Below are 16,516 nucleotides of genomic sequence, written 5' to 3' on the forward strand. Positions count from 1 at the left end.
TATTACCCAAACCAATTTTTTTAATAAAAATTAATTTCTCGTTGATGGGACTTTCAGGTTTCATCAAGCCACCATTTCACTTGATATACGCTTCCAGGATGTCCTCCCTGGACACTATACCCAGAAGATCGGCCTCCTTCACCATGCTGGGGTCCCTCTTCACAAATACTGGGTTTTCAACCACTGGGATCCTTCCAATATCCTTCTCCAGCATGAGAGAGGCGGCCTTTTCAGAAGGAGTATCCGGTGTTATGGCAACAGGGGGTGTCTTCATTATCTTCTCAACCGCCACGGATTTCACGTCACCTGATTCCCTGTGTATCCTTGCATGGCCGTACCTCAGGAGGTCCTTCCTGGTTATGATACCTATAACTTTACCATTCTTCATCACAGGAAGGCCTGAAAACCCTGATTCATCCATAAGATCCCATACAGCTGAAAGCTGGTCGCTGTGTTCACATGTAACAGGGTTTTTGGACATTATCTCACTTACAGGGGTTCTGACCGGCTCATAGCCGTTTTCAAGGAAGCCTGATATGAGGTCTATGGCGCTCAGTATTCCCACAAGCTTCATGCTGTCGGTTGACTCAACAACAGGTGCCTGTATCTCACCGGCCTTTAGTAGCTCAGATGCTGCCCTCACCGCATCCATCTCAGGGGTCAGGATAACCTTTGGTTTTTCCATTATGCCCCTTGCCTCAAGATTTGACTTGGTTGCTGTGATGCTGAGCACATCACCCCTTGTTATAAGACCCCTCAGTTTCTCTCCCTCAACCACAGGGACGCATCTGAAATCCTCATCCCTTAGAATGGATCTTACTCTTGTGGCGGCGGTTTCAAGTGAGACTGAGACGGGATTCAAAGTCATTACGTCTCTTACAAACAAATCATTCACCCTCTAGGTCCTCTTTACACTCCTCACATATGTATCTACCATCATACTCCTCAAGGTACTCCTCATAGTTACCGCAGACCTCGCACACACCGGGGACAGACCTCTCATTCTCAGGTGTCAGTGCCCTGTTCTCCTCAATCCTTGCATTCTCAACAAGGATCTCGGTGAGTTCAGGGGCAACCATCATGACATCAGAGGATGTCAGTATCCCAACAAGCGCACCGTCCTTAACCACCGGGAGTCTCCTTATACTGTTCTTTGCCATCAGTCTTGCTGCATCACTGAGTTCCCTTTCAGGTTCTATGCTTATGAGGTTGCGGCTCATTACCTCGCCAATTTTAACCTTGCTGGCAACCAGATCCTTGGAAACCACCTTCCTTATGATGTCACTCTCTGTGATGAGTCCTTCAGGTTCGGAGTTGCTCTTCACAATGATGCTTCCGACCTTCTTTTCTGTCATTATAGATGCTGCTTCTGCAACGCTGATGCCAGGGTCTGCTGTTATAACATTCGATGTCATGGCATCATGGACTGTAACCTTTGTTTCCATTTCCATCTGACAACCTCCTACCTAAGGCCAAGGGCCCTATGCATCTGGGGTATAACGTAAACATCCATATACTTTCCGGCTTCCTGAGACATTTCCAGCAGGCGAGGAGTGTACAGAGCCCACTTTTCAGGGGGACTGCAGGGCTGTATAACCATTGAAAGTTTTTCAGGGTCATCAACGCCTTCACGGAGCCGCATGGCCAGGGCCCCGATGTATTCAGCCCCCGTTGTGGGCATCACAACCACCTTACAATATGTATTTACACCTTTTGATATTAATATGTTTATGACTTGAATCTCCCGATCAATTAGGTCATCTGGCCCTGATATATCGGATTCTGTAATATTCCGGTTGAAATCCCCTGAAAAATGTTCAGATGTTTTAATATCCACCGATGCGTAATCAAAGAGATGGGATATCCTCCGGGCGCTGGCCGGGAGAGAGCCGTTGGTTTCAAGAAGAGCTCTGTGGTGGGAATCTTCAAGGAATTCTGTGATAAATTCGGGGTAAAGAAGCGGTTCACCACCTGTGATGCTCAGTGAATGAAAATCAGGTGTCACGAGGTTTTCAACCATCCCCAGAAGCTGGTTTGCTGAGAGTTCCTCACCACAGGATGGGTTCCTGCTCTCCGGGGTGTCGCAGTAGCTGCAGTTAAGATTGCAGCCAGCGAAACGTATGAAAATCTGCCTCTTCCCTACAAGGAGGCCCTCACCCTGGATGCTGCTGAAGACCTCCATAATGGGTGCCCTCATATGGATCACCGGGATATGGTGTAGATGGCCCCCTGTCCTATTCCTTCGTTTACGCAGACCTCAACCGAGGATATGTCGTACTTTCTGCCAAGCTCCTTAAAGAGGGCGGAGGCAAAGTAACGTGAAAGTTCCTCTGCAGAGCTGGATTCCAGGTCAAGGAGGCAGCAGTCCTCCTCGGGTATGCTGTACTCCTTACCCCCGATCTCAAATTTGATGTTTCCACTCGTTGATGAGAAATTTATGAGCGGACTTCTGAGGGGTATGAGGAGTTTATGGTCAAACCTTCTGCATAGTTCTCTAACAACTGCCTTAACGTCCTTGAAGTCAGCCACAAATCCATGCCTTCCACTCCTCTTCCCCTCCACCTTCACGTCAACTATGTATGAATGTCCATGTATGCATCCACATGATTCGTGTTCCGGTATCATGTGTGCCGCTGAAAACCTTAAATTGGCATGTATCCCGTTTATAACTATTTTCATGTTAACCACATCTATCCATCAGAAATGTCCCTGCCTCTTTCAGAAGATTCTGGTTTTGCATATGTCCTCCTCGATGGAGCCAATCTCATGTATGTATGCCATTGCAACATTCTCTGCTATCTGTACAACCCCCTCCATTCCAAGTTCAGGCCTCTCATCCAGGAGCCCCACCGTATCCACATCATCTGGTGTGCCCTTCTCATGGATGTTCACACCCAGGTGTATCTTCATGCTGGATACCGAGGCGGTTGCTATGGAAACAGTTAACTTGGATGATCCTATGTAGAGGTCATCACCCTCCCTCCGGATCTCGAATCCATGGTCCCTAAGTTCCTCCATGAGCAGCATGACCAGAATCCTCTGCCTGTGATAGGATAACCGCAGACCTGATGGCTGTTCATCAAAGTGTTCAACAATGAAGTGGAGGACGTTCTCAGACTTTATCTCAAGGTCAACATCCTCGTAGTCAACGATATTCTTCACATCCATTGGGCCTATCCATGTTATTATGCTCGAACCCTTTATTCCCAGTTCACTGAGGGCCCATGCAGGTTCTATCTGGCTTCCATCATACAGGATAGGGTCCTCGAGGTGCTCATATATCATTCAATCACCATCTATACTATTTGGAGGTGGTCCTATAAGTAGGATGTGAGTCCCCTGAAGAGAACATGACGGAGATCCCGCCGGGAAAGTGAGCCCCTGCTGTGATTGAATCAGTCAAGAACCACCAGCTCACTGTAACCTGTTCTATCATCCAGCACCCTTCTCAGTTTACCGCGATAGGGTATCACGGCAAGTTCGACGGTTGTCCTTACCCTGCAGCAGCCCCTGAGGTGTCCGCCAAACACCCTTCCAGATGAATCGGCCACTGCAATGTGGATATGGACGCCATCGCCTGTGAGTGTCCCCTGGAGGGATATTATCTCAAGGGGACCCTCAAGCTTAAGGATGCTCTCATCCGCGGTCCTTATCCTGACACCATGAAGGCTTCCTATACCTGATACAACGGCGCCTTCAACATCTATGGCCTCCATCTCAGCCATAAGATCCATATCAGGCTCAAGTCTTAGGAGAATCATATCATGAAATTTACAGATCATCCCTCATCTAATTATCCATGAGAATCCAGATGCCCGGGAAGAGATACGCCCATGATAACCTCAGAAGAATATGAAAAGGTTTATAGTTTCATCATGCATTTAATTTACCTATGAAAGCCCGAATCCGTGACTTCATACACACCTCTGATGATCTATTCTTTGCTGTTACATCATACGTTCATCCAGAGGACAGGATACTGTCCTTTTTAAGATACATACCAGACAGTGAAGGTGAAAGGTCCCTGAATTCGGCAAGGTACTCAAAGGTGAATTCTGAGCTGGCATACACCTTCCTTGAGGAGAACCACCCCACCTACCTCCATCACTACGAGGAACTCGGCGTCCTCATGATGGGTGTTCCCCATGAAAGGGTGGATAGTATACTGAAGCCAGACGAGCGCCTTATGGATATAATGGAATCCCCCAGCGATAAGCTGCTTGCCAGAGTTGTGATGATTGCCAACACATTGCATGATGCTGCAGGGATCCCCTACAGTTCAATGGGGGTTTCAGGTTCTGTTCTCCCTGGATTATATGACCCCCTCAACTCTGATATCGACTTTGTGGTTTACGGTTTGAGGAACCACCGGAGGGCAATGGAAGCCTTTGGTGAACTGAAGGATGACCCTGAGAGTCCGCTGAATGGACTGGATGAGGAACAGCTCATGAAGGTCTACAGAAAAAGGATCACCGACGATACGCTCTCCTTCAGGGAGTTCTGCTGGTATGAGATGAGAAAGAACAACAGGGGAATAATCGATGGAACCCTGTTCGATATCCTCGCTGCAAGGGACTGGAGTGAAATTCAGGGCTCATGGGCTGATACAACCTATGAGGACCGTGGAAGGGTGACTGTAGAGTGCACAGTATCTGACGCCATCGAGGCCTTTGACAACCCGGCAAGGTACCTTGTGGAGGATGTCAGTGTACTTGAGGGACCCGAAGCTGAAATTACCGAGGTCGTGTCATTCACCCATACCTACGCGGGGCAGGCGAGGGAGGGTGAAAGGATAATCGCAAGGGGTAAGCTTGAAAGGTTCAGTGGAAGGGAAAACGGATACCGGGTTGTTGTGGGGACAACAAGGGAGGCTGAGAACGAGTTCATAAAGCTAAAGGAACTCAGATTATAAAATAAATTAAAGACCCTAACCGGAATATAGCCAGAAAAAACTAAAAATAAAAGAAAGTGGGTTTATTAAACCGTGGTGAATCCTGATCTGAAGTCCGCTGCCATCATGTTACCTGTGCTGGTCTTAACTGCGGTCCTTGGAACGGTGATGATGTACCTTGTATGTGCACGCCATCTACTAACGGGTTTTATGTAGATCCTGTTACCTATGATCCTCTTACTGATGGACATCAGCCTTCCAGTGGATGTTTTAACCGTTATCTTACTGTAAGCTGGCCCTGCAATTATGGTGTTACTGAAGATTATAACAATGGTCCTCACCGTGAGGTTGCTGTAGTTTATGGTGGGGGGTATCAGGCTTGTTAAATGTGAGATTGTTGTTGAGTACACAGGCGTCCCTTATATTTTTACCCTCCACAGCTGGATTGTATCATTGTATGGGATTGTATCAGGTTATTTTCATATGGTGCCACATCTTGCCATTTCATCAGAAACAGAAAAAACCTGTGAAAATTCCTGATTTCATTGGGAAGCTGAACTATTTTAAACTGGAAATACGATAAATCATCAAGGTTAATGGTGAGGGATACCCAGCAGATGAAGTTATAGTGTTCATTAAATATGGAGGTTTTCATGTGAATGTTGGACTCATAGGATTTGGAACAATCGGGGCGGGGGTTGTGGAGATATTCAACACCAACCATGACCTCATAAGAGAAAAAACTGGAAAGGACCTGAAACTCAAAAGGGTGGTGGACCTTGACATAGAGACTGACCGTGGGGTTGAGATAGACCCTGAGATACTCTCAACAGATGCCGATGATATCCTCAATGACCCTGAAATCGATATCGTTATAGAGCTCATAGGAGGCTATGAACCGGCCAGGAGCTTCATACTGAGGGCACTGGAAAACGGTAAGCACGTCGTAACAGCCAACAAGGCACTTCTAGCAAGGCACTGGAATGAGATAATGACCGCTGCAAGGGATAATGGCGTGAGGATAGCTTTCGAAGCCAGTGTGGGCGGGGGCATACCCGTACTGAGGGCCCTCAATGAATCCCTTGCAGCCAACAGGATAAAATCCATTTATGGTATAATAAACGGCACAGCCAACTACATCCTCACAAGGATGGCCTCCGAGGGCATGGAATTTGATGATGTCCTCAGGGAGGCCCAGAGGCTCGGTTATGCTGAGAGAGATCCAACATTTGATATTGAGGGTCATGACACCGCCCAGAAGCTTATAATACTGGCTCTCCTTGGTTTCGGCGTTTATGTGCCTGAAGAGGACCTCCACGTGGAGGGTATAAGCAGTATAAGGCAGGATGATATTGAATACGCCAATAAGGAGCTTGGATGCAGTGTTAAACTTCTTGCAACGGCCTCTCTGGATGATGGTGAGCTGGAAATGGGTGTTATGCCCTTCCTTGTGCCCCACGAACACCTGCTTTCATCTGTCAATGGGGTGTTCAACGGTATATACATCACAGGTGACTTCACCGGGCCGGTGATGTTCTATGGTAAGGGGGCAGGGCGGAGGGCCACTGCAAGTGCAGTTGTTGCAGACTGTATGGAAATCGCCCTGAACCCTGAGAGTCCGCTGCAGCCGGGTCCCGGTGTCAGGATGGTTGAATCCATAAGGGAGTTCAGCGAAACCAGATCAAGGTACTATATCAGGCTTGATGCGGTTGACAGGCCAGGGTTTCTCCATGAGATAGCCGGGGCATTCAGCAGGCATGAAATAAGCATTGAATCGGTTACACAGAAGGGTGCCCTTGAGGGCGAATCTGTACCCATATACATAGTGACCCATGAAGCAGCAGAGGGTAACATTCAGAGGGCCATCAGGGATATATCTGAAATTCAGTGGGTTACAGGTGATCCTGTGCGCCTTAAAATACTCTGATTTTTTAAATTTCCTTTTTTGTTTTTCATGGCAGAGATACCATACCATAAACCCCTCCAGAACCAAAATCCCCACCATCCACATTCCACAACAAAGAAACCAAACCCCCCCATAAACTCCTCCAGAACCGAAACCCCCACCATCACATTTAATACTTATTGATTAATTAATAATACAGTGGTGGTGAATCACATGTCCATTGCGGTTTCCATGATATCTGAATTCATGTTCTGTCCCATGAAGGTATACCTCCGTGAACTCCTTGGTACCAGTGAGCCGGGTAACAGGTTTGCAATAAGGTTAAGGGATACTTACCTCGATTTCAGGGCAGCCGCTGAGAGCAGGACCCGGAAGATCGATGAAGACATCAGGATGGATGAACTGGAATCGGTCCTCAGGGAGGATCTCGAGGGGATAATAAGGGGCCTTGATGACACCGAAAGGGATAAAATAGTGGATCTAATGCTTTTTGAGGTTGAATCCACTGCAAACAGGATAATGAGGGCGATGAGCACCCTTGGGTTTTCAGGAGACATGGTGGCCCATGTGCTGTTTCCCCCATTGATCAGGGATTACCCCATAAACGATCCCTCCCTTGAGATCCATGGACGTGTAACCATGGAGCTGGTTGATGGCTCCTACTACCCCCTGAAGATCAAGACCTCAAAACCCCCCTTCAGGGGCGTCTGGCCAGCTGACACCCTTGAACTCACAGCACAGGCTATTCTGGTGGAAAGGGAATTTGAAACAGAGAGCATGGTTTCATTCATCGAATACCTGCTTCCCGGTGAGCGAAGACCCGTGCTGACAGATTACGGGAGAAGGGAGTACCTATTCGATATCCTGGATGATATAAGAAGGATAAAGGATGATGGTGAGGTGCCTGAAGTTCAGGTGAATCCCTCTAAATGTGCAAGCTGCGCTCTTGCAGAGACCTGCTCACGGGAGTATCCGCTAAAATGACGGTGTTATAGCATCTGCACCACCAGTAAAGCCAAGAGATCACAAAATCCACTGTACAATAATCATCATCATGTGAAAAAGACCCCGACATTCTGCTGCTAAAATGATTAGAATTAAATAACCGTTAAAACATAATAATTCAAGGTGATGATATGAAGGAGGAGCTTCTTAAAAAGTGTGAAGATATTGACAGCCCGGATGTGATGAGCAGTTGCCGTGTTCTCCTGGAACTCGCTGCCAAGAAGAAGGAGGAAATACCCGAAGAGGACCAGACCTACCTTGAAATGGCAGAGAACCTCAAGCCATCAGATGTATCAAAGGTCCTTGAACTCGCCCTCAAAATAAGGGAAAGTGGTGAGATAAAGGACCCTGAACTCAAAAACGCAGCCAGTAAACTTATAAGGGCTATCGAGATGAGCTGAAACCTTTAAATCTTTTTTACCCTTTATCCGGGTGGCTAAAATTTTTCACCCCTTACCTTTTCAATGTTAAAAACCGCGGTGTCGGCAACCGCCATTACACTCATAACCCCCGCCTGTATGGGGTCTGTCACCACAAGATCCGCCACCCCTGTGACGCTCCCTGGCATGTTGAGGCTTATGACGATAATATCATGTTCACTTTTAACCCTCTCAACAGCCCTTGTGATCTCCCCACCCATGAGCGAACCGGCAAGTACAAGGGCTGCCACCCTCGGGAGCCTTCCAACCGCGCTTACAGCCTCTGCAAGTTCAGCCTCACCCACGAGGGGTATGGTGTCGATGCTTATGCGCTCGCCCCTTATGTTGTGCCTGTCGGCCTCGCTGATGGCACCCATTGCTACCTGGGATACCTGGGCACCTCCCCCTATTATGATTATCCTCTTACCATAGATCTCCTCAAGTGACCTGTGCACCCTGACATCAACCACTGTTTTCGAGGCCCTGATTTCATCCAGGAGGGACTCCATGTCCTCCACATCCTCAAGTTCCATGTATATGGAGCCATGGCCATCCCTTTCAACATACAGATGGGCGTAGGTGATGTTTATATTCCTTGAGGCTATCATGCCGGTTATTTCACTGAGAACTCCTGGCCTCTCAACTGTCTTTATACTGAGAGCCGCTGAACTCATTTAAACCACGGAAAAATTTAATCTGAAGCCTCAAGGAGGGCCTTCTCTCTCCTCCAGAGGCTCAGGTAGTTATCCTCATCCCTTACGGGTATTATTCTGAGGCCCAGTTCTCTGTGTTCATCTATCCAGTCCTCATCAAACACCGGGACCTCTATCTTGATGTGCTCGTCGGTGGGGTTTACGACTATGAGGTTCCTGTAGGGGAACTCCAGTTCCACTATGTATCCACCGAGGCTTATCATGTGATGCGGTCTTATAACAATCTTCATGTTATCACCTTCATACGAATGCCACCACCAGTGCCAGAACCCCTATCACCGATGCCGCTGCTGTTACCGGATAGAACTGCTTGAAAGTGAATACCGGTGCAAAGGCGCTGAATACTGCCATGATTATGGGGAATATGACTGCAGCTGCCAGGTTGACGAGTATGCCCCAGCTCAGTATGTTGGGGGGTACCCCGATGAAAAGCACGGAGAAGAGACACCCAAGTGTGAACATCAGAAATCCACGGGTTATGTAGACGAATGCCCTGTACTTGGAAGCGTACTCCATGTACGGACCCTCTATAACATCTGCCTTGGTCTTGAGGATGGCAAAGGGGTACTCGTTGAGGAGTATCATGTAGCCAATGAAGAACGCCACTGTACCTATGACCCCTGCAAGGGTGAAGAGCACCGGGCCATTGGCTGCCTGGTATGCCACTATATCCCCAATGGATATGCTTCCAGCCATAACCGCAGGCACGAAGAGTGCGATGTACAGGGGGAATGACCCGAATGCAATCAGCCTGAAAGCCCTCATTGCACTTAGATCCTCAAGGAAGTACCTCTGGACGTTGGGGTGTTTGGCCCCCTTTGCAAGGTCAGGGAATGGCATTCTGAGGGACATGACCGACCTTGAGAGTGAACCCATGAAGACGTAGATCACCTCCTCTATCTTGAGGAATCCTACAACTGCGACGAGACTTGCAAGGGCCCCGAAGGTGTACATGGGGGGTATGAGGAAGAGCAGTATGAGGAGTGCTGATATGAACCCTATAATGGGGAGTGAGTTGTATAGACGTGGGAGTGGTGAGCATGGTTCAATGGTCTTCTTGTAGAAGAACTTGAGTGCAGCCATGAGTCCCGGGCTTGAAACAGGGGGACCTATGCGCTGCTGTATCCTTGCATGGACAAACTTCCTCTCAATACCCGGAAGCCAGAGGCTTACAATCAATCCAAGTATGACTGTTCCCGTGACAGATATGATTGAATATGATGCATCCACTTTGATCACCCTTCAGCATTGAGGTCTACTATTTCAATTGCCCTGTCTGTGCATGTGAAGCAGGGGTCGCACTGCACTATCCCGAGCTGTGCATCGGTGATGTGGTGGCCTATGCAGGCATACTGCATCGCCCCTATGTTTGACATTGAGGGTGTCCTTATTATTGAACCCCTCACCCTTCCATCCTCTATTGCATAGGAATGGTAGAGTCTCCCCCTGGGGGCCTCAACGTAACTCTTCACTATTCCCGTATCCTGCATCTCCCAGTTCCTGTCAACAACCCTTCCATCTGGGAGGTCCCTGAGGGCCTGTCTTATTATCTTTATGGATTCAAATATCTCAAGGACCCTCATGAGGAGGTTTGCCCTGACATCTCCACCATCCTGGGTTATGACCTCAAATTCGAATGGGTCGTAGCATGGCATTTCAGTCCTCAGGTCGAATTCTACACCGGTTGCCCTGAGTGTTGGACCTGTTACATGTAATCTGAGGGCATCCTTCCTGCTTATGGGGCAGACCCCTGTTATACGGGACATTACCATTGGATCCGATGTGAACCTCTCTGCAAAGGCCTCAACCTTCTCCTCTATGAAGTCCATTCCCTCCATTATCCCCTGGATTTTCATCTCATCAAGGTCTGCCCGGGGCCTTATTCCCCCGATGATGGGTACACCGTACTGTACCCTGTTACCTCCTATGAGCCTCAGAAGTTCCATGACGGTCTCCCTTATATAGAATAGCCTCATGGAGAATGTTTCATGGCCCAGGACCTCATTTCCATGGGCCAGGTAGAGGAGGTGGCTGTGGAGCCTTTCAAGTTCCCCCACTATTATCCTTATGTAGGATGCCCTTTCGGGTATCTCCACTCCGAGGCCCTTCTCAGCCACCAGGACTGAATTCCAGAGGTGAACGCCTGAGCAGATCCCGCATACCTTCTCTGTCAGGCTGTTGGCCTTCTCAACAGGGAGCCCCTCCATTATCCTTTCAATTCCCCGGTGGTTGACCCCGACGGTTATCTCGGCGTCTCTGACTATTTCATCCTCAACGAACAGCCTCACACGGTAGGGTTCTATGGCTGCCGAGTGCACGGTACCCATTGTTATTTCTGTCTCAATTATCTCCCTTTTCCCATCCATTGTAAGCACCCTGAATTTATCAATCTGCCTCCAGAAGTTTTGGCAGTGCCGCGACTGCCCCTGCAAGGACATCTTCAGGTCTTACTGCGCATCCAGGGACCTTTGCATCCACAGGTATGACCTGATCCACTGGTCCGCAGATTTCCTCTGATGGTATGTCCCCGTGTATATTCTTGTAGACTCCACCCATGAGAGCGCATGCCCCTGCAGCTATAACCGCCTTGGGTTCTGGTATTGCATTGTATATCTCCTTAAGTGGCCCTTCATTCTGTTTTGTGACAGGACCGGTTACTATGAGTACATCAGCCTCCCTGGGGTTCCATGTCAGGAAGATCTTGTACTGTTCGGCGTCATATTTTGGTGAGAGAACTGCGTTCACTATCTCTATGTCGCAGCCGTTGCATCCCCCTGTGTATACGAGCATTGCATGTACAGCTCTCGACCTTGAAAATGATTTAAGACCCATAATCCATCACCTACATCTTCCTTGCAGCCTCTGCAAGGGTATCGGTCCTCTTTATAACGCTTTTATCCGCCAGGAACTGAGATATGAACTTCAGTTTGTCCTCACTTATCTTTACGGGTTTCTGAAGTACGGCTCCAGCGTCAAATTCAACTTCCCCCACATCGTTGGGGTGAATGGTTCCTGGTTCCCCGAAGAGAGCATAAAGCGGGCAGAAGTCATGGCAGTAATAGCAGTGAACACACCTTTCACGGTTGAGGACGGGTATCTGTTTCTTCATGAGACCCTCTATGATCTCAACTGGTTCATCCAGGTCCCTCATCTCGATGGCCCCTGTTGGGCATGCATTTGAGCATCCAGCGCACCCTATGCATGATACCTCCGCAACCTTTGGTTCCGGTTCCACTGTGCCCTCAAGGATCCTTCTTCTCAGTTCCATGTCCGTTACCCTGTCTGCTGCAAAGAGTATCCTCTTGAGGTTTGTGTAGGAACCCTCCAGCATTATCCTTAATATGTTCTTCACATGAGCCACCATCCATTAATCTGATAAACCGAACTCCCTCTCAAAGAGAACAGCCCTTGCAGGGCATATGTTTGAACAGGCACCACAGTGTATGCATTTATCCTCATCTACAATCATGAGCCCGCTTTCATCCCTTGATATTGCATCCTCAGGACATATGTCCAGGCAGAGCCCGCATCCAATGCATAGACGCGGGTCTATGAGTGTGAACCCACCTGTTATCCTTCTCTTCTTCATGGTAGTTTTTGGTATGGCATCTGCAGGGCAGTGGATTCCGCACTTCTCACAGAGTATGCATTTATCGGTGTCCGCCTCTATGGAGCCCCTCTTGAGGGTTATGGCGTCAACAGGGCATATCTCAGAGCATACACCACAGGATATGCAGTCCTCTGAAACCGAGCCGTCCCATCTCACAGTCTTGAAGTCACGGGCCCTGCTCACATCACAAGCCTTAACGCAGCGTCCACAGGATACACAGTAGCCCCTCAGTTCCCCGTCAACCATCCTCAGGGTTCCGACAGGACATGCATCTATGCAGGGGGTTTCATCGCAGTCCCTGCAGAGGGATGGGTCGTATCTCAGCTTGCCGTCAACCATCCTGATGGCACCCCTTTCACAGGCCCCTGCACAGAGCCCGCAGTTGAGGCAGGATACTATGCTGCCCTCACGCTCTGTTTCCAGTCTCCTTATCTTCACCTCGAAGTCATCCACGTATATTGCTCTGCTCGGGCATTCTCTGAGACATTTGAGGCACATTGTGCACTTCTCAGGGTCTATCTTAAGGTCCTCTATCGCCCCCACAGGACAGACATCCTCGCAGACACGGCACTCTGTGCATACCCCATCATCTGTATCAACGATTATGGCGCCCGTTGGACAGTAATACTGGCATCTCCTGCAGAGGGTGCATTTATCAGGGTCAGTGATCACATTGACCCTGGTGGCCTCATGGCTCCGGGGCGTCCTCCTCACAGGTGGCTTCACCGCCAGGTTGAGTGATTCCAGGAAACGGATCTGTCTGTCCTCTATGAGGTCAAATGCATCCACCCTTGCCCCCAGGGGGCATTTATCGACGCAGAGACCGCACCTTGCACATATGCCCTTAACTACACCGTCCTCTATCTTTATGCTATTTACGGGGCATGTCATCTCACAGACACCGCAGGCGTTGCATTTTGCCCTGTCAACCACGTATCCCCCGTACCTGTTTCTGCGTATTGCCTTGTTTGGACAGGCCTCCATGCATGCACCGCAGGTTATGCAGCTGAAGGCCCTTCCATCGATCATCCTTATCGCTTCCGTCGGGCATGCCCTGATGCATTCTCCAAGTCCCTCACATTTTCCTGTTGATATGAACATGATACTAACCCCATGATATTATCAGCGCCCAAGTAGGAGTTTGCCCACCACTATACCTCCTGCTGCCGCTGCGAATCCTGTGGCGACTGGTATATCCGTATAGTACGGGAATGGGCCAATGTTCCATGCCACGAGGATGAGGACCAGCAGCAGCGCAATGTAGGTGGATGCGGGAAACTCATCATCCCTTATTCTGCTTCCAAGTATGAATCCAAGTAGAAACCCGAAGATTATTGGACCTGTAAACATTCCTGATTCCCCTCTATTCAGTGACCTCTTCACCCCTGAACTCCATGAATGTTATCACGATTGCGCTGAGCCCCACGAGGACCTTGAGGCCCACGACTATGTTGAGGTAGGGTATTATACCTGCATGTGTCGGATCCGGGTAGTTGAAGAAGCCACTGACACTCTGTGATATGCCATAAAGGTCAACTCCCAGGTTGTAAAGGAAGAAACCTGAGAATAATAGACCGCAGAGTCCCATGGCAACGTATCCCAGTGCCCCTATGCTTTCCATTGCAGACATGAATTCGTGTGAAAACTGGAAGGGGCTCTTTTCGATTCCGTATACAACTGCACAGAATATGAACCCGGCTGCAACCATCGCACCCCCCTGAAAGCCTCCTCCGGGGGTTATGTGGCCCCCGAGCACCGTCAGGATTCCCAGGCACATTATGAATATTGCTGCGGGGAATGCGAATATCTTAAGTATTGTACTCATCTCTCTTTCCCTCCATCATCTCTCCCTATCTGGACCTTACCCCTTCCAAATACCAGAAGGGTTACAAGTACAGCTGTGACAAGTATGAGGGCCTCTCCAAGTGTATCGTATGCCCTCCAGTCAAACACAACAACCGTCACCATGTTTGGGGCTATCTTTGTTCCCAGGTAATTGTAGACAATGCTTATCCCGGGGTTTATCACATGGCTAAGGTCAATGATGGCATCAAAGAGTGTCACCCCAAAGAGGCCCAGTGCCACCGTTGCCATGAGGCCCCTGATGGATTCAGACACCTGAACCACCCCAGTAGAATATTGAAGCCAGTATTCCGAGTGTCATGAGCACATAGAATATCATCCTGCTGAACTCGTCCCCCTGTTCACTTCTGAGTCTCACAGAGATGGGGAACGAGGTCAGGAGGAAGACTGCCAGCAGGAGAACCGTGAAAACCATGAGGATGAAATTTATCTTCCTCAGCATCACCGCAGCTATCAGGACAGCTGCAGTTACGGTTATCTCTGCTGTGAGTGCTGCTGAGGCCGAAATGTTGCTTACTCCCTTCTCACCATCTTTTTCTGTCAATTCCCTTATCCTGTCTATTACCGTATCATAGAAGCTCATCTCATCCCCTCTCATATTATAAGACCCTGTATCAGTGATGTGAACTGGGATGTTGCAATCCAGGGCGCCAGTCCCAGTGCCGTGCATATGAGAATCAGCACCACAAGTGAGAATACCGTTGACCTGGGGACCGATTCGGATTCCAGTTCCATTCCCTCAGGTTCTGGTCTGAGGTAAACCGAATAGAATGCCCTTAGGAAGGTCATGAAGGTGACTATGCTGAGGAGTATCATCACAACACCCAGCTCAGGGAATCCGGCCTGTATGGACGCCTGTATGAGCATCAGCTTGCTCTGGAATACATTGAATGGTGGTACACCCGCCATTATGAATCCTGAAAGCATCACGAGCCCTGCAAGACCTGGTTTATATGCTATGAGGCCCCCTATCCTTTGAGGGTCGGATCTTCCAGTCATGTAGAAGATTGTTCCAAAGCCCAGGAATATGCATGCTGTTATGAGGGCCTCGTTGACAGCCTGAAAGAGACCCGCTGATATGCTGGCTGCGGTTCCAAGGCCAAGGCCTATTCCAATGTACCCCAGTTCACCCACCGCAAGGAAACCTATCATCCTCCTTAGATCAGTCTGCATGAGGGCCATGCTTATACCCAGAACCATCCCTGCCAGTGAGAAGAACACCATCGCCCACCTCACAAGCGGCATATGGTAGAACATTCTCAGTATGACCAGTGCCAGGGCTGTGAAGGTGAATACAGAGAAGGCCTGAAGAAGTGCCGCCCCATGGGGCAGGGCCCTGCTGTAGACTGCTGATTTGATGGTGTGGAATGGTGGGAGCCCTGTACCGTAAAGCCACCCGAAGAGTATCAGTGATGATGCAAGCAGGAACAGGGGGCTGCCAGGGTTGACAAGACCACTTCTCATTGAAAGCACTATATCTGATATGTTAACGTTTCCTGTCAGTGCAAGGAGTATTGCCACCCCCAGAAGGAGCATTGGGGCTGCCACCCCACCTATCATCATGTATTTGAGTGCGGTTTCATAGCTGCGCTCCACCCCCGAGCAGAGTATCACACCAACCTGTGCAAGTGCAGCTATCTCAAAGAAGACATAGAGGTTGAATATGTCATCTGTGAGGACTATGGCTGTAACAGCAGCTGTCCCCATGAACATGAGAAATGCATATACACCTGAAGGTTTCCTGACCTCATTGAGGGATGTTAAAACCGCCAGGAAAGTCACGATTGATAGTATAATGAGGAATATCCTCTGGGCACTTCCAAAGAGGTATGTTATCCCCGGGTGAAACGAGTAGAGGTACGATGACTTTATGGACTCAGGCAACCCTGATGCAATGGCAGGATTCTCTGATAGGGGGGCGTAGCCACCAAAGTAATGTGCACCGTACCCTGCAAGGAGGGGTATGGCTGGAAGTACAACTGCCACTGCAACAGCCAGTGCCTTCACGGTTCTGTCCCTTCCATGAAGGAGGTTGAGTAGAAGAGCGCAGAGAATCGGTAAAACCACCATGACCGGTATAAGTGGATTCATAATTTCTCACCTGTAAAC

The 16,516-nt window shown here is 49.0% G+C and carries 23 protein-coding genes; 4 read left to right on the forward strand and 19 right to left on the reverse strand.

What is annotated here, in order from left to right; translation table 11 throughout:
• Positions 1-76 precede the first annotated feature (76 nt).
• The 6 genes from ACPLJI_RS00835 to ACPLJI_RS00860 form a co-directional block, all read right to left on the reverse strand.
• Positions 77-895: a CBS domain-containing protein gene (locus ACPLJI_RS00835; protein ID WP_321211161.1), complete on the reverse strand. Its 819-nt coding sequence runs from the start codon at positions 893-895 to the stop codon at positions 77-79.
• Positions 888-1,451, reverse strand: a complete 564-nt coding sequence (locus tag ACPLJI_RS00840) for a CBS domain-containing protein (RefSeq protein ID WP_424730597.1) — start codon at positions 1,449-1,451, stop codon at positions 888-890. The genes ACPLJI_RS00835 and ACPLJI_RS00840 overlap by 8 nt, the downstream gene beginning before the upstream one ends.
• A gap of 11 nt (positions 1,452-1,462) precedes the next feature.
• Positions 1,463-2,197, reverse strand: a complete 735-nt coding sequence (locus ACPLJI_RS00845) for a 7-carboxy-7-deazaguanine synthase QueE (RefSeq protein ID WP_424730596.1) — start codon at positions 2,195-2,197, stop codon at positions 1,463-1,465.
• Between the two features lie 5 nt (positions 2,198-2,202).
• Positions 2,203-2,679 carry a 6-carboxytetrahydropterin synthase gene (locus ACPLJI_RS00850; RefSeq protein WP_424730595.1) on the reverse strand — a complete coding sequence of 159 codons (477 nt, stop codon included), beginning with the start codon at positions 2,677-2,679 and terminating at the stop codon, positions 2,203-2,205.
• Positions 2,680-2,718: 39 nt separating this feature from the next.
• Complete coding sequence (locus tag ACPLJI_RS00855; RefSeq protein ID WP_424730594.1) at positions 2,719-3,285, reverse strand: DUF366 family protein; 567 nt, start codon at positions 3,283-3,285, stop codon at positions 2,719-2,721.
• A 110-nt stretch (positions 3,286-3,395) separates the two neighbouring features.
• Positions 3,396-3,782, reverse strand: coding sequence for a PPC domain-containing DNA-binding protein (locus tag ACPLJI_RS00860; protein WP_424741088.1), 387 nt, complete (start codon positions 3,780-3,782; stop codon positions 3,396-3,398).
• Positions 3,783-3,892: 110 nt separating this feature from the next.
• On the opposite strand from ACPLJI_RS00860, the gene ACPLJI_RS00865 reads away from it, so the two are divergent.
• Positions 3,893-4,912: a DNA polymerase subunit beta gene (locus ACPLJI_RS00865; protein WP_424730592.1), complete on the forward strand. Its 1,020-nt coding sequence runs from the start codon at positions 3,893-3,895 to the stop codon at positions 4,910-4,912.
• A gap of 65 nt (positions 4,913-4,977) precedes the next feature.
• On the opposite strand, the gene ACPLJI_RS00870 is transcribed toward ACPLJI_RS00865, so the two are convergent.
• Entirely contained in the window at positions 4,978-5,301 is a 324-nt protein-coding gene (locus ACPLJI_RS00870) for an Ig-like domain-containing protein (protein ID WP_424730591.1), read from the reverse strand.
• Positions 5,302-5,546: 245 nt separating this feature from the next.
• Here ACPLJI_RS00870 and ACPLJI_RS00875 point away from each other — a divergent pair, with 245 nt between their 5' ends.
• From ACPLJI_RS00875 to ACPLJI_RS00885, 3 genes are all read left to right on the forward strand, one after another.
• Positions 5,547-6,818 (forward strand): homoserine dehydrogenase, encoded by a 1,272-nt coding sequence (locus tag ACPLJI_RS00875; protein WP_424730590.1) that lies wholly within the window; start codon positions 5,547-5,549, stop codon positions 6,816-6,818.
• A gap of 192 nt (positions 6,819-7,010) precedes the next feature.
• Positions 7,011-7,781 (forward strand): CRISPR-associated protein Cas4, encoded by a 771-nt coding sequence (locus ACPLJI_RS00880; protein ID WP_424730589.1) that lies wholly within the window; start codon positions 7,011-7,013, stop codon positions 7,779-7,781.
• 152 nt (positions 7,782-7,933) lie between these two features.
• Positions 7,934-8,203, forward strand: coding sequence for a hypothetical protein (locus tag ACPLJI_RS00885; RefSeq protein ID WP_321211171.1), 270 nt, complete (start codon positions 7,934-7,936; stop codon positions 8,201-8,203).
• A 35-nt stretch (positions 8,204-8,238) separates the two neighbouring features.
• Here ACPLJI_RS00885 and ACPLJI_RS00890 read toward each other — a convergent pair whose 3' ends face one another.
• Genes ACPLJI_RS00890 through ehbF form a run of 12 tightly spaced genes read right to left on the reverse strand, consistent with a single transcriptional unit; the run spans position 8,239 to position 16,498 of the window.
• On the reverse strand, positions 8,239-8,895 hold the full coding sequence (locus ACPLJI_RS00890) for a DUF5612 domain-containing protein (RefSeq protein WP_424730588.1): 657 nt from the start codon (positions 8,893-8,895) through the stop codon (positions 8,239-8,241).
• A gap of 17 nt (positions 8,896-8,912) precedes the next feature.
• Complete coding sequence (locus tag ACPLJI_RS00895) at positions 8,913-9,164, reverse strand: energy-converting hydrogenase B subunit P (RefSeq protein WP_321211173.1); 252 nt, start codon at positions 9,162-9,164, stop codon at positions 8,913-8,915.
• A gap of 10 nt (positions 9,165-9,174) precedes the next feature.
• The gene (locus ACPLJI_RS00900; protein WP_424730587.1) at positions 9,175-10,164 is read right to left on the reverse strand and encodes a respiratory chain complex I subunit 1 family protein; all 990 of its coding nucleotides are present in this window, start codon (positions 10,162-10,164) and stop codon (positions 9,175-9,177) included.
• A gap of 5 nt (positions 10,165-10,169) precedes the next feature.
• Positions 10,170-11,300 carry a nickel-dependent hydrogenase large subunit gene (locus ACPLJI_RS00905; protein WP_321211175.1) on the reverse strand — a complete coding sequence of 377 codons (1,131 nt, stop codon included), beginning with the start codon at positions 11,298-11,300 and terminating at the stop codon, positions 10,170-10,172.
• 19 nt (positions 11,301-11,319) lie between these two features.
• Positions 11,320-11,766: an NADH-quinone oxidoreductase subunit B family protein gene (locus tag ACPLJI_RS00910; protein ID WP_424730586.1), complete on the reverse strand. Its 447-nt coding sequence runs from the start codon at positions 11,764-11,766 to the stop codon at positions 11,320-11,322.
• Between the two features lie 10 nt (positions 11,767-11,776).
• Positions 11,777-12,286 (reverse strand): 4Fe-4S dicluster domain-containing protein, encoded by a 510-nt coding sequence (locus tag ACPLJI_RS00915; RefSeq protein WP_424730585.1) that lies wholly within the window; start codon positions 12,284-12,286, stop codon positions 11,777-11,779.
• 15 nt (positions 12,287-12,301) lie between these two features.
• Positions 12,302-13,645 (reverse strand): 4Fe-4S binding protein, encoded by a 1,344-nt coding sequence (locus tag ACPLJI_RS00920; RefSeq protein ID WP_424730584.1) that lies wholly within the window; start codon positions 13,643-13,645, stop codon positions 12,302-12,304.
• A 21-nt stretch (positions 13,646-13,666) separates the two neighbouring features.
• The gene (locus ACPLJI_RS00925) at positions 13,667-13,894 is read right to left on the reverse strand and encodes an energy-converting hydrogenase B subunit J (RefSeq protein WP_424730583.1); all 228 of its coding nucleotides are present in this window, start codon (positions 13,892-13,894) and stop codon (positions 13,667-13,669) included.
• 13 nt (positions 13,895-13,907) lie between these two features.
• Positions 13,908-14,369: an MnhB domain-containing protein gene (locus ACPLJI_RS00930; RefSeq protein WP_424730582.1), complete on the reverse strand. Its 462-nt coding sequence runs from the start codon at positions 14,367-14,369 to the stop codon at positions 13,908-13,910.
• On the reverse strand, positions 14,366-14,662 hold the full coding sequence (locus ACPLJI_RS00935) for an EhbH (protein WP_321211179.1): 297 nt from the start codon (positions 14,660-14,662) through the stop codon (positions 14,366-14,368). The genes ACPLJI_RS00930 and ACPLJI_RS00935 overlap by 4 nt, the downstream gene beginning before the upstream one ends.
• Entirely contained in the window at positions 14,655-14,990 is a 336-nt protein-coding gene (locus ACPLJI_RS00940) for an energy-converting hydrogenase B subunit G, EhbG (protein WP_321211180.1), read from the reverse strand. Before ACPLJI_RS00940 ends, ACPLJI_RS00935 begins: the two co-directional genes overlap by 8 nt.
• A gap of 11 nt (positions 14,991-15,001) precedes the next feature.
• A complete protein-coding gene (ehbF, locus tag ACPLJI_RS00945) occupies positions 15,002-16,498 on the reverse strand; it encodes an energy conserving hydrogenase EhbF (protein ID WP_424730581.1) in 1,497 nt (498 codons plus the stop codon).
• Positions 16,499-16,516 lie beyond the last annotated feature (18 nt).

The sequence above is a fragment of the Methanothermobacter sp. genome (assembly GCF_049720995.1).
Classification (GTDB): Archaea; Methanobacteriota; Methanobacteria; order Methanobacteriales; family Methanothermobacteraceae; genus Methanothermobacter.

What these genes read in the sequence shown, in the direction of transcription:
- ACPLJI_RS00840 (WP_424730597.1), bottom strand. Translation starts at nt 1,451, where the DNA reads ATGGAAATGGAAACAAAGGTTACAGTCCATGATGCCATGACATCGAAT.
- ACPLJI_RS00845 (WP_424730596.1), bottom strand. Translation starts at nt 2,197, where the DNA reads ATGAGGGCACCCATTATGGAGGTCTTCAGCAGCATCCAGGGTGAGGGC.
- ACPLJI_RS00850 (WP_424730595.1), bottom strand. Translation starts at nt 2,679, where the DNA reads ATGAAAATAGTTATAAACGGGATACATGCCAATTTAAGGTTTTCAGCG.
- ACPLJI_RS00855 (WP_424730594.1), bottom strand. Translation starts at nt 3,285, where the DNA reads ATGATATATGAGCACCTCGAGGACCCTATCCTGTATGATGGAAGCCAG.
- ACPLJI_RS00860 (WP_424741088.1), bottom strand. Translation starts at nt 3,782, where the DNA reads ATGATCTGTAAATTTCATGATATGATTCTCCTAAGACTTGAGCCTGAT.
- ACPLJI_RS00865 (WP_424730592.1), top strand. Translation starts at nt 3,893, where the DNA reads ATGAAAGCCCGAATCCGTGACTTCATACACACCTCTGATGATCTATTC.
- ACPLJI_RS00880 (WP_424730589.1), top strand. Translation starts at nt 7,011, where the DNA reads ATGTCCATTGCGGTTTCCATGATATCTGAATTCATGTTCTGTCCCATG.
- ACPLJI_RS00885 (WP_321211171.1), top strand. Translation starts at nt 7,934, where the DNA reads ATGAAGGAGGAGCTTCTTAAAAAGTGTGAAGATATTGACAGCCCGGAT.
- ACPLJI_RS00890 (WP_424730588.1), bottom strand. Translation starts at nt 8,895, where the DNA reads ATGAGTTCAGCGGCTCTCAGTATAAAGACAGTTGAGAGGCCAGGAGTT.
- ACPLJI_RS00895 (WP_321211173.1), bottom strand. Translation starts at nt 9,164, where the DNA reads ATGAAGATTGTTATAAGACCGCATCACATGATAAGCCTCGGTGGATAC.
- ACPLJI_RS00905 (WP_321211175.1), bottom strand. Translation starts at nt 11,300, where the DNA reads ATGGATGGGAAAAGGGAGATAATTGAGACAGAAATAACAATGGGTACC.
- ACPLJI_RS00910 (WP_424730586.1), bottom strand. Translation starts at nt 11,766, where the DNA reads ATGGGTCTTAAATCATTTTCAAGGTCGAGAGCTGTACATGCAATGCTC.
- ACPLJI_RS00920 (WP_424730584.1), bottom strand. Translation starts at nt 13,645, where the DNA reads ATGTTCATATCAACAGGAAAATGTGAGGGACTTGGAGAATGCATCAGG.
- ACPLJI_RS00925 (WP_424730583.1), bottom strand. Translation starts at nt 13,894, where the DNA reads ATGTTTACAGGTCCAATAATCTTCGGGTTTCTACTTGGATTCATACTT.
- ACPLJI_RS00930 (WP_424730582.1), bottom strand. Translation starts at nt 14,369, where the DNA reads ATGAGTACAATACTTAAGATATTCGCATTCCCCGCAGCAATATTCATA.
- ACPLJI_RS00940 (WP_321211180.1), bottom strand. Translation starts at nt 14,990, where the DNA reads ATGAGCTTCTATGATACGGTAATAGACAGGATAAGGGAATTGACAGAA.
- ehbF (WP_424730581.1), bottom strand. Translation starts at nt 16,498, where the DNA reads ATGAATCCACTTATACCGGTCATGGTGGTTTTACCGATTCTCTGCGCT.